Origin of the sequence: Acidiluteibacter ferrifornacis, assembly GCF_009909615.1 — a bacterium.
Taxonomy (GTDB): Bacteria; Bacteroidota; Bacteroidia; order Flavobacteriales_E; family Vicingaceae; genus Acidiluteibacter; species Acidiluteibacter ferrifornacis.
The window spans coordinates 49,269-59,643 of record NZ_WWNE01000014.1 but is presented as its reverse complement, the minus strand read 5'-3'; the positions used below and the strand labels follow the sequence as shown (position 1 = coordinate 59,643).

The 10,375-nt window shown below is 37.2% G+C and carries 10 protein-coding genes; 9 read left to right on the top strand and 1 reads right to left on the bottom strand.

The features are described from left to right. The first annotated feature begins 94 nt into the window (after positions 1-94). The 6 genes from GQN54_RS13960 to GQN54_RS13935 all read left to right on the top strand — a co-directional run bounded on the left by GQN54_RS13960 (position 95) and on the right by GQN54_RS13935 (position 6,207). Complete coding sequence (locus GQN54_RS13960) at positions 95-403, top strand: hypothetical protein (RefSeq protein ID WP_160634188.1); 309 nt, start codon at positions 95-97, stop codon at positions 401-403. Positions 404-763: 360 nt separating this feature from the next. Further along, complete coding sequence (locus tag GQN54_RS13955) at positions 764-1,513, top strand: cyclase family protein (protein ID WP_160634187.1); 750 nt, start codon at positions 764-766, stop codon at positions 1,511-1,513. 74 nt (positions 1,514-1,587) lie between these two features. Continuing rightward, entirely contained in the window at positions 1,588-2,871 is a 1,284-nt protein-coding gene (gene speE / locus GQN54_RS13950; protein ID WP_160634186.1) for a polyamine aminopropyltransferase, read from the top strand. A 4-nt stretch (positions 2,872-2,875) separates the two neighbouring features. Next, a complete protein-coding gene (locus GQN54_RS13945) occupies positions 2,876-3,928 on the top strand; it encodes an agmatinase family protein (RefSeq protein WP_160634185.1) in 1,053 nt (350 codons plus the stop codon). Between the two features lie 325 nt (positions 3,929-4,253). Continuing rightward, entirely contained in the window at positions 4,254-5,171 is a 918-nt protein-coding gene (locus GQN54_RS13940) for a DMT family transporter (RefSeq protein ID WP_160634184.1), read from the top strand. Between the two features lie 88 nt (positions 5,172-5,259). Beyond that, positions 5,260-6,207, top strand: coding sequence for a DUF4476 domain-containing protein (locus tag GQN54_RS13935; protein ID WP_160634183.1), 948 nt, complete (start codon positions 5,260-5,262; stop codon positions 6,205-6,207). 76 nt (positions 6,208-6,283) lie between these two features. On the opposite strand, the gene thiL is transcribed toward GQN54_RS13935, so the two are convergent. Then, positions 6,284-7,351, bottom strand: coding sequence for a thiamine-phosphate kinase (gene thiL, locus GQN54_RS13930; protein ID WP_160634182.1), 1,068 nt, complete (start codon positions 7,349-7,351; stop codon positions 6,284-6,286). A gap of 405 nt (positions 7,352-7,756) precedes the next feature. Between thiL and GQN54_RS13925 the strand changes: the two genes are divergently transcribed. Genes GQN54_RS13925 through sufC form a run of 3 tightly spaced genes read left to right on the top strand, consistent with a single transcriptional unit; the run spans position 7,757 to position 10,363 of the window. Beyond that, positions 7,757-8,083, top strand: coding sequence for a HesB/IscA family protein (locus GQN54_RS13925; RefSeq protein ID WP_160634181.1), 327 nt, complete (start codon positions 7,757-7,759; stop codon positions 8,081-8,083). Between the two features lie 21 nt (positions 8,084-8,104). Continuing rightward, on the top strand, positions 8,105-9,547 hold the full coding sequence (gene sufB, locus GQN54_RS13920) for a Fe-S cluster assembly protein SufB (protein ID WP_160634180.1): 1,443 nt from the start codon (positions 8,105-8,107) through the stop codon (positions 9,545-9,547). 57 nt (positions 9,548-9,604) lie between these two features. Next, positions 9,605-10,363 carry a Fe-S cluster assembly ATPase SufC gene (gene sufC, locus GQN54_RS13915; protein ID WP_160634179.1) on the top strand — a complete coding sequence of 253 codons (759 nt, stop codon included), beginning with the start codon at positions 9,605-9,607 and terminating at the stop codon, positions 10,361-10,363. The last annotated feature ends 12 nt before the right edge of the window (positions 10,364-10,375 follow it).

Here is a 10,375-nt window from a genome sequence, read left to right as displayed (position 1 = left end):
TATATCTACAGCAGTGCTGCAGATTATGCAGGTGAAAAGGGACTCATTGATAATATTATTCTTGCAGAATTGAATGTATACTAAATGACTACATTTGATATGCACGCGATGCAATCGCGCGGGAACGGGGGCTGAAAAAGGCTTTTACTTTGAGCAGGAACAGCTTTCTTCTTCTGATCGGTACAACGAATACATTATGACTGCTCTTCGCACCACTTGGGGCGTTGATTTTAATATAATTCAAGAACGGTTTGGAGCTGAATTATTGTCCTACCTCAAAGAACAAATTCAACAGATTTCTAATAATCTAATCGAAGAAACAGCAATTGGCTTTAAGCTTTCTACAGCAGGCATGAATGTGGCGGATACAGTTATTTCGGAGTGCTTTTGGGTTAAGAATTAACTATACTTTTTAAAATTCATGGTTCCCGCGCGATTGTATCGCGTGAATAGATACTACTAAAAAATGCCACAAAAGCTTTTATTACAAAACAAAATTCATTTTTCTACCCCGTTTCCCCGCTATCTAAAATCAATTTTATAACTTTATACCGATGGCGAAAAAAAATGTCGTATACTTAGCTTCTTCTCAAGCCAATATAGTGCATTTCAAAAGCGATCAACACAAAATCAAGCTGAAATACTCAGCATAAACTTAAGTATACTCGTTTGTTAAAAGCTCGGCATTTACCAATTCTACGTTTTAAAAACATCATGAATGGAAGTGTGTGTGTCATTTTAAAACTTAATTGGTAATAAGAGGATGTTAGCAGAAATCACACACAAAGGGAAATCCTTTTCTGTCAATCTTGGAGAGCCAATTGACATTTCCATGCCGCTCAAGGCCTCAAAAGACGCTGCATCTGCTTGGTATGTAGACCCATTAATTATAGAACCAGTACAAACAGAACAATTTACAGGAAGTGTAGCTTTAGGCGGCTCTGTGAATTTTAACAATATATTTTTTAATCCACATGGACACGGCACCCACACCGAATGTGTTGGTCATATCAGCAAAGAATTTTATAGTGTTAACGATGCATTAAAAACGTTCTTTTTTACAGCCGAATTGATTAGTGTAAAGCCTGAAAAATGGCCAAATGGAGACGAAGTGATTACGAGAAGTCAGGTTGAAAAAGCATTGGAAGGAAAATCTGCGGAAGCGATTGTCATCCGAACTTTACCCAACTTATTAGAAAAAAGACATAGAAACTACAGTTCCACTAATCCACCATATTTAGCAGCGGAAGCCATGGAGTTTTTGGTGAATAAAGGATTTGAGCATTTGTTAATTGACTTACCGTCGGTAGATCGAGAAATGGACGAAGGAGTATTAGCTTCTCATCATTTATTCTGGAACTATCCATCTGCACCAAATACGCAGAAAACGATTACTGAATTCGTATTCGTCTCAGATGAAGTTCGAGATGGACGATATTTATTAAACTTGCAAATAGCTCCTTTTGAGAATGATGCGAGCCCGAGCAAACCAATATTATATGAAATAAAATAAAGCTTGCAAATTGGATTAAAAATCTATTTTTGCCAACTTTTTACAATTAAATATACATTAGAAATTAAATTAAAATGAGCGCATTAGGAAGACACATCTTGGTTGAATTTTTTGGTTGTAATCCAGAAATCATGAACCAGGTTTCTACTATTGAAAATGGTATGGTTACGGCTGCTGAAACAGCCGGTGCAACTGTAATTAATTCAACTTTTCACCACTTTTCACCTTATGGTGTGAGCGGTGTGGTAGTAATCCAAGAAAGTCACTTGGCGATACATACCTGGCCTGAGTACCAGTATGCTGCAGTAGATTTATTTACTTGTGGTGACGAGGTAAACCCATGGAAATCGTTTGACTACTTGAAGAAAGCTTTCGAAGCTACTTCATACTCTGCATTAGAAATGCGAAGAGGTTCTGTAGATCAGTTAGAGCGTATTGATTTCGACTTGTCGACCATGAGAAGCGAAGCAAAAGAGCGTCAGAACCCAGGAAAATATACGAGAAATGTATGGTTTACCGATAAGGATGATAACCAAGCATTGTCTATCCGATACACCGGAGAAGTGTTGTTCGATAAGCAATCAGATTTCCAAAAAGTAAAAGTGTTAGACACTTATGCATACGGAAAAATGTTGACCATTGACAACATGATTATGTGTACTGAAAAGGATGAAACACATTACCACGAAATGATTGCTCACCCTGCAATGTTGACTCACGGAAATGCAAAAAACATCTTAGTTATTGGTGGTGGTGATGGTGGTACTATTCGTGAATTATTAAAGCACAGTTCAGTAGAAAAAGTAACCATGGTAGAGATTGACGAAGCAGTTGTTGAAGCGTCTAAATTGCATTTACCACAATTATCTTCTGCTTTCGGTCATGAAAAATTAGATTTAATCATAGGTGACGGAATCAAATTCGTAGAAGATGCTGCGGCTGGTTCTTATGATATCATTATTGTTGACGGTTCTGATCCTGTTGGTCCTGCTGAAGGTTTATTCACGAATAAATTCTACCAAGACTGTAACAAAGCATTGAACGACAACGGTATTTTAGTTGCACAAGGTGAATCCCCAATGTTCAACGAGCAAGTATTTGTTGAATTGAACCATGCATTGAAAGGTGTTTTTGGAAAAGAAGCTGTTCACTGCTTTACTTTTAGTATACCAACATACCCTACAGGTATCTGGAGCTTCCAAATGGCTACAAAAGGTGGTGCACATCCGACTAAAAACTTTGATGCAGATAAATCTGCTGCATTTGCAGAAAGTAATAACTTGAATTACTACAACGAAGGAATTCATACTGCTGCATTTGCTTTACCAACCTTTATCAAGAAAAAATTAAACGCATAAATTGATGAATTGGGAAGAAAAATACGGGGACTTTAATCCAAATAGTGTTGCTGTTGAGAATGGAAACATTTTCGGTTTTCCCTATTCATTAGAAGATGCAAAAGTGGTGATTATCCCAATTCCTTGGGATGTCACCACTTCTTATAGCCCTGGCACTGCCAAAGGACCAAAAGCCATTTTAGATGCTTCTTTACAATTGGATTTTTACGACCCATACCTAAAGGATGCATGGAAATATGGCATTGCAATGGAATCCATCTCTGACGATATTGCCCAAAAAAGCACCCTACTCCGTAAAAATGCTGAACGTTACATTACATTCTTAGAAGAAGGAAATCAACTTTCCGATTCTGAAGAAATGCAAACTGTTTTAACTAAAATCAACGCAGCTTCCGCTGAATTGAATGCTTGGGTAAAAGAGCGAACAACACATTGGATGAACCAAGGGAAATTAGTTGGTTTATTGGGTGGCGATCACAGTACACCTTATGGTTATTTGCAGGCATTAGCAGAAAAGCATGAGTTTGGTATTCTACAAGTAGACGCCCACGCTGATTTGCGAAAAGCATACGAGGGTTTTGAATTTTCGCATGCTTCTATTTTCTACAATGCATTGAAGATTGAGAGTGTCAAGAAATTAGTTCAAGTCGGAATTAGAGACATTTGCCCAGAGGAAGTTGAGCTAATTGAAGCAAACCCCAACCGAATTAAAACTTTCTTTGATTGGGACTTAAAATCGGCACATTATGCTGGCAAAACTTGGGAAGACGAATGCAGAGAAATCATCATGAATCTACCACAGAAAGTGTACATCAGTTTCGATATCGATGGATTAGATCCTACACTTTGCCCAAATACAGGAACTCCGGTAGCGGGTGGTTTTCAATTTCAAGAAGTGTTCCATTTGATTAATCTATTGGCTGAATCTAACAAGGAAATTATTGGTTTTGATTTGTGTGAAGTTAGCCCAGCTAAAGACCACGATTGGAATGAAAATGTGGGCGCTAGGGTGTTGTTCAAGTTATGTAATTTGACATATAAGTCTTCTAATGGTTAATTATTCACTTCGGCTCCGCTCAGCGTAAAAATGGTTAATTGTTAATTAAAGATTTCTCCGAAATCATACCCTTTTGTTCACTTGTAATTAATAACCGCAAAGAACGCGGAGATTTCGCAAAGGGCACAAAGAAAAATAGTATAGATTTCACAACTTCTTTTATTCAATTTTGGCTGATTAATTTAAAGGACATCGAGTGATTTCGCTGTTAAGCGAAGTTGTATCGAGATGCACTTTAAATTGGAATTAATTTCAAGGGTAGTAAAATTGCGAAGCAATTTTCAATTGATTCATTGTTATATTTACACATTGTTTTATTAATCCCATGAAAGCCAAACTAGCTCAATACAAAAACATACTTCTGCTGCACTTGATTGTGCTCATCTTTGGTTTTACTGCAATTTTAGGAAAGCTAATTACAATAGAGTCTGACTTATTGGTGTGGTTTAGAATGGGGATAGCTACCATTATTCTGGCTGCTTATATTGCTTTTAATAAAAGTACCCTTCGCATGAAAAAAGGTGGGGTTTGGAAAACTGTATTAACTGGTTTTGTCATTGCAGCACACTGGATTTTCTTTTTTGAGGCCATCAACCAATCGAATGTATCGATAACGTTAGCAGCTATTTCTTCTACATCTTTGTTTACTTCTCTACTGGAGCCCATTGTGTTCAAACGCAAATTATTGTGGTATGAAGTTATTTTGGGCGGCGCAGCCATCGTTGGACTATATTTCATTTTTAAGTTTGAACTGGACAATAAATTGGGACTAATTTTAGGATTAATTTCGGCTGCTTTAGCTGCTACTTTCACCGTAATTAATGGCACATTAACTAAGCAATACGATTCACAAAAAATTTCATTGTATGAATTGGGTGGTGGTTTTTTAGCCGTTACTGCTTACCTTCTTTTCTTCAAAGGATTTCCACCCATGAGTGACTTCATGTTAAGTCCCTCCGATTGGTTTTACATTTTAATTCTAGCAGTGGTTTGTACCGCTTTTGCATTTGTGGTTAGTGTAGAAGTGATGAAAGAATTGACTCCGTTTACAGTTAGTTTAACCATTAATTTAGAACCAGTTTATGGTATAATTCTAGCCATCTTTATCTTCGGAGCAGATGAACAAATGTCTCCAGGGTTTTATGCTGGAGCAATCATTATTCTATCTACATTATTTGCGAATGTGTTGATTAAAAAACGATTGAAGAGGAAGAATACCACTCCTCCTACTTTGATTGATTAGGTTTTCACACAATTTTAAGAAAATAGTATCTTCGTTGCCTCTTTGGTACAACTCTTGTAAAATTGCTCGAAACTAACACGATAACAATATGAAAAAAATACTTTTAATAGTAGTTGCAACACTTATTTACACCATCAACTATGCACAATCCAACTTGATTGTATTTACAGAAGATGGTGAAGCTTTTAAAATGACAGTTGATGGGTCATTGGCTCAAAATCTTAACGAATCTAAGGCGGTGTATGATGGCATAAAAGCAGATTTCGTCCAAGTAAAAATTACTTTCCAAAAAACCGTTCTTGGAGAAATCAAAAAAGGGTTTATGATAGAGCCCAATAAAGAAATAACTGCTATAGTGAAAAAAAATAAAAAGGGCGCATATGTCATTCGGCCTATGAGCATCGTAGATATTGAAAAAGCCCCTGAAAGAAACTATATTCCAGCACCAGTCGTTGAAGACATTTCAGCTCCTAAAAATCAAGATATCGTTTTAAATACTGGAGAAATTACAACGACAACGACCACCATAGAATCGCAAAAAATCAGTTCAGAAACGGGCACAACGAACAGTGGTGAGAGCCTAAATATGAATGTAAATATCAACTTGAATAATATAGGTGTAGGAGTTACGCAGAGTGTCTCTGGCACTACCACTACTTCTACTACAACGACCACCACAACTACAAATGCTATAAATCCTACTTATACCGCAACTGAAGAAATGGAAGAAGAGTTTGAAGTAGTTTGTGCTCCAATGACGACGAATGATTTTGCAAGTGCGAAGAAGTCGATTGGCAGCAAATCATTTGCAGAAGATAAAATGACTTTAGCGAAACAGGTGTTGCGCGCCAATTGTGTTTCTACCGACCAGGTGGTTGAAATTATGAACCTTTTTAATTTTGAAGACAATAAAGTAGAATTTGCTAAAGCTGCTTTTGATAAGACCACAGACAAAGGAAATTACTATAAAGTAAACGATGCCTTTACCTATTCTAGTTCAATCAACGAATTGAATGAGTTTTTGGAAGGAAAATAGAATTGATCTCAGCCTTTAAACCTAAAAAAGCAGCTACCTCACGGTAGCTGCTTTTTTATTTATTAAAATCTCGTTCTTATTCTTCGTCGTTCTTATTCAATATCGGATTCCAGCCTTGAGCCATAATTGGTTGAGCTGTTCCACCTTTCGTAATTAACATCCTTCCGGTGTTCGTTTCTGTGATGTGTCCGATTATAGAAATACCTTCCATTCCTCTGATCTTTTCGTGATCTTCGATTGGAACAGTGAAGATCAATTCATAATCTTCGCCACCATTCATTGCGCAAACCGTAGGGTCCAAGTTAAAGTCTTCAGCAGTGGTTACTGTCATTGGGTCTATTGGCAACTTCTCTTCGTACAGTGCACAACCCACTTCTGAACTTTCACAGATGTGCAATATCTCAGATGACAAGCCATCTGAAATATCCATCATAGCAGTTGGTAGAATACCTAACTCCTCTAACTTCGTAATAATATCGTGACGTGCTTCTGGTTTAATTTGACGCTCTAAGATGTAATCTTTTCCTCCTAAGTCAGGCTGAATTTGAGAATTTTCTTCAAAAATTCTTTTCTCACGCTCCAATAACTGCAAGCCCATATAAGCTCCACCCAAGTCACCAGAAACACAAATCAAATCATTCTCTTTAGCACCACTTCTCTTAACAGCTTTTCCATTGGCTACTTCACCAATTGCAGTTACACTAATCACTAATCCTGAGTTGGAAGAAGTAGTATCTCCTCCTACTAAGTCAACTGCATAGAAGTCGCAAGCCAACAACACACCTTCGTAAAACTCTTCCAATGCCTCTACACTCATGCGATTGGAAACAGCCAAAGAAACAGTAATCTGCTTTGGAAATCCATTCATGGCATAAATATCAGATAAATTAACAACCACCGCTTTATAACCTAAATGCTTTAAAGGAGTATACAACAAATCAAAGTGTACGCCTTCCACCAACATATCCGTACTCACTAATGTCTGATGATCTGCAGTTGGTTGTATAATAGCAGCATCATCACCCACTCCATAAACGGTAGATGGTTGCTGTAACTTAATATTCTGTGTTAAATGTTTAATTAAACCAAACTCTCCCAATTCTCCCAATTGGGTTGGCTCATTATTTTTGTCTTCAAATTCCATGGGGCAAAGTTAGTAATACCGAAATAACTATGTCCTATTTGGAAAAATTATTGCTTTTGGAAACTATAATCTCGGCAACGCTCAAACCTTCAAGGTTGAGTAGGATGCTGATTTGTACACCTTGGAGGTTTTCCATTCTATAATTCTATCAAAGACTACTAAAGCCTTTAGCATCCAAAGCTTTTGTGAAGTACTCTTCATAAAAAAATGTCGAAGAAATCAAAAAAAATCTTTTTGCAACTAAAAATTCCGCCTTCAATCAAAATGTTCTAAAACTAAAAGCGAAGACCATTAATCACTATAAAAATCTACTCAGTCGGACATACCCTCTTCGTGGTATATTTTAACGGCTATTTAGATTAAATCTAAATAAAGATAGCTAACTTTGCAGCAAATATTAAGGCAATGATAAAAGTAAACGATAACGCAAAAGAGAAAATAACTGCTTTGCTCGCCGAAAGTGGTAAGCCAGAGGGTAGTTTTGTACGCGTAGGAGTTAAGGGCGGTGGATGCTCAGGCCTAATGTACAATCTAGATTTTGACTCAGAATTAACTGACAACGATAAAGTATTTGAAGACAATGGTGTAAAAGTAGTTGTGGACAAAAAAAGCATGCTTTACTTATTGGGAACTGAATTGGAATATTCTGGTGGCCTAAATGGTAAAGGATTCAGCTTTAGCAATCCAAACGCCTCACGAACTTGTGGTTGTGGCGAAAGCTTTTCTATTTAATTCAAAATAAAACAAAGAACTATGGCATCAGAAGATGAATTATTAGCGGAGGTAACCTCCAGCGAGTATAAGTACGGATTCTATACCAACATTGAATCAGACAAGGCTCCAAAAGGTCTAAATGAAGACATCATTCGGTTAATTTCTGCCAAGAAAAACGAACCAGAGTGGTTATTGGAGTACCGATTGAGTGCATTGAAAGCGTGGCAAGAAATGGTTGAGCCAGAATGGGCACACATCAGTTATCCAAAACCTGACTTTCAAGACTTACACTATTACTCAGCACCGAAACCAAAAAAGCAGTTAGACAGCTTAGATGATGCAGATCCAGAATTATTGGAAATGTACAACAAACTAGGAATCTCAATTGATGAGCAGAAAAAACTAGCTGGTGTTGCGGTGGATATTGTAATGGATTCTGTTTCTGTGAAAACAACTTTCCAAGACAAATTATACGAATTAGGCATCATCTTTTGTTCGTTCAGCGAAGCGGTGCAAAAGCACCCTGATTTAGTGCGTAAATATTTAGGAACAGTAGTTCCAAAGACAGATAATTTCTATGCAGCTTTGAATGCAGCAGTATTTACTGATGGTTCATTTTGCTACATCCCCAAAGGCGTAAGATGCCCAATGGAATTATCAACTTACTTCCGAATCAACGAAGCCAATACTGGTCAGTTTGAACGAACTTTAGTAATTGCTGATGAAGGTAGTTACGTTAGTTATTTGGAAGGTTGTACTGCACCGATGCGTGATGAAAATCAATTACATGCAGCAGTAGTAGAATTAGTTGCATTAGATAATGCAGAGATTAAATATTCTACCATTCAGAACTGGTACCCAGGAAACAAAGAGGGAAAAGGCGGAATCTACAACTTCGTTACCAAAAGAGGATTATGCGAAACCAACGCTAAAATTTCTTGGACGCAGGTAGAAACTGGATCTGCAGTGACATGGAAATATCCTGGTTGTATAATGAAAGGAGATAACTCTATCGGAGAATTTTATTCGGTAGCTGTCACCTCAAACCACCAGCAAGCAGATACAGGATCTAAAATGATTCATGTTGGGAAAAACACGAAGAGCACGATTATCTCAAAAGGAATTTCGGCAGGTGTGAGCAACAACTCTTACCGTGGATTAGTAAATATTGGTAAAAAAGCGACTAATGCTAGAAACTTTACGCAATGTGATTCTTTATTGATGGGTGATAAGTGTGGAGCGCATACGTTCCCTTATATCGAAGTAGGAAACAAAACGGCGAAAGTGGAGCACGAAGCAACGACTTCTAAAATTGGTGAAGACCAAATCTTCTATTGCTTGCAGAGAGGAATGGATGAGCAAACTGCCATTGGATTAATTGTAAACGGTTACTGTAAAGAAATTTTGAATCAATTACCAATGGAATTTGCTGTAGAAGCTCAAAAATTATTAGAAATCAGCTTAGAAGGATCAGTAGGATAATTTAAAAGACTTTATTTTTCCTCGAAAGAGGAGGTATATTATAGAAAAAGAAACACAATGATTAAGATAGAAAACTTACACGCATCGATTGATGGTCAGCCAATTTTAAAAGGGATTAACTTAGAAGTTAAGCCTGGTGAAGTACATGCAATTATGGGTCCTAATGGATCAGGAAAAAGTACGTTGGCTTCTGTTTTGGCAGGAAGAGAAGAATATGAAATTACTGAAGGTTCAGTAACTTTTGAAGGTAAAGATTTATTGGATTTAGGTGCTGAAGACAGAGCTAGAGAAGGAATATTCCTAGCATTTCAATATCCTGTAGAGATTCCTGGTGTGAGTAACATCAACTTTTTAAAGACGGCTATTAACGAAATCAGAAAATACAGAGGTGAGGAACCAATACCTGCCAAAGATTTCTTGAAGTTGGTGAAAGAAAAGTCTGCTTTAGTAGAATTGGATAATTCGTTGGCTTCTCGTTCGGTAAACGAAGGTTTTTCGGGTGGAGAAAAAAAGAGAAATGAAATCTTCCAGATGGCGATGTTAGAGCCGAAATTATCTATTCTAGATGAGACAGATTCAGGTTTAGATATTGATGCTTTGCGTATTGTTGCAAACGGGGTGAACAAATTGAAATCAGCAGATAATGCAAGTATTGTTATTACTCACTACCAGCGTCTATTGGATTATATTGTTCCTGATTTCGTCCATGTATTGTACAACGGAAAAATTATCAAATCTGGACCAAAAGAATTAGCGTTGGAGCTAGAAGAAAAAGGTTACGATTGGTTAAAGAAAGACCAAGTAATAGAAGCCTAATCTACACCACTC

Coding starts and splice junctions, on each gene's coding strand:
- GQN54_RS13935 (WP_160634183.1), top strand. CDS start 5,260: ATGAAAAAAATACTTTTAATAGTAGTTGCAACACTTATTTACACCATC.
- speE (WP_160634186.1), top strand. CDS start 1,588: ATGAGCGCATTAGGAAGACACATCTTGGTTGAATTTTTTGGTTGTAAT.
- sufB (WP_160634180.1), top strand. CDS start 8,105: ATGGCATCAGAAGATGAATTATTAGCGGAGGTAACCTCCAGCGAGTAT.
- GQN54_RS13925 (WP_160634181.1), top strand. CDS start 7,757: ATGATAAAAGTAAACGATAACGCAAAAGAGAAAATAACTGCTTTGCTC.
- GQN54_RS13955 (WP_160634187.1), top strand. CDS start 764: ATGTTAGCAGAAATCACACACAAAGGGAAATCCTTTTCTGTCAATCTT.
- GQN54_RS13945 (WP_160634185.1), top strand. CDS start 2,876: ATGAATTGGGAAGAAAAATACGGGGACTTTAATCCAAATAGTGTTGCT.
- GQN54_RS13940 (WP_160634184.1), top strand. CDS start 4,254: ATGAAAGCCAAACTAGCTCAATACAAAAACATACTTCTGCTGCACTTG.
- sufC (WP_160634179.1), top strand. CDS start 9,605: ATGATTAAGATAGAAAACTTACACGCATCGATTGATGGTCAGCCAATT.
- thiL (WP_160634182.1), bottom strand. CDS start 7,351: ATGGAATTTGAAGACAAAAATAATGAGCCAACCCAATTGGGAGAATTG.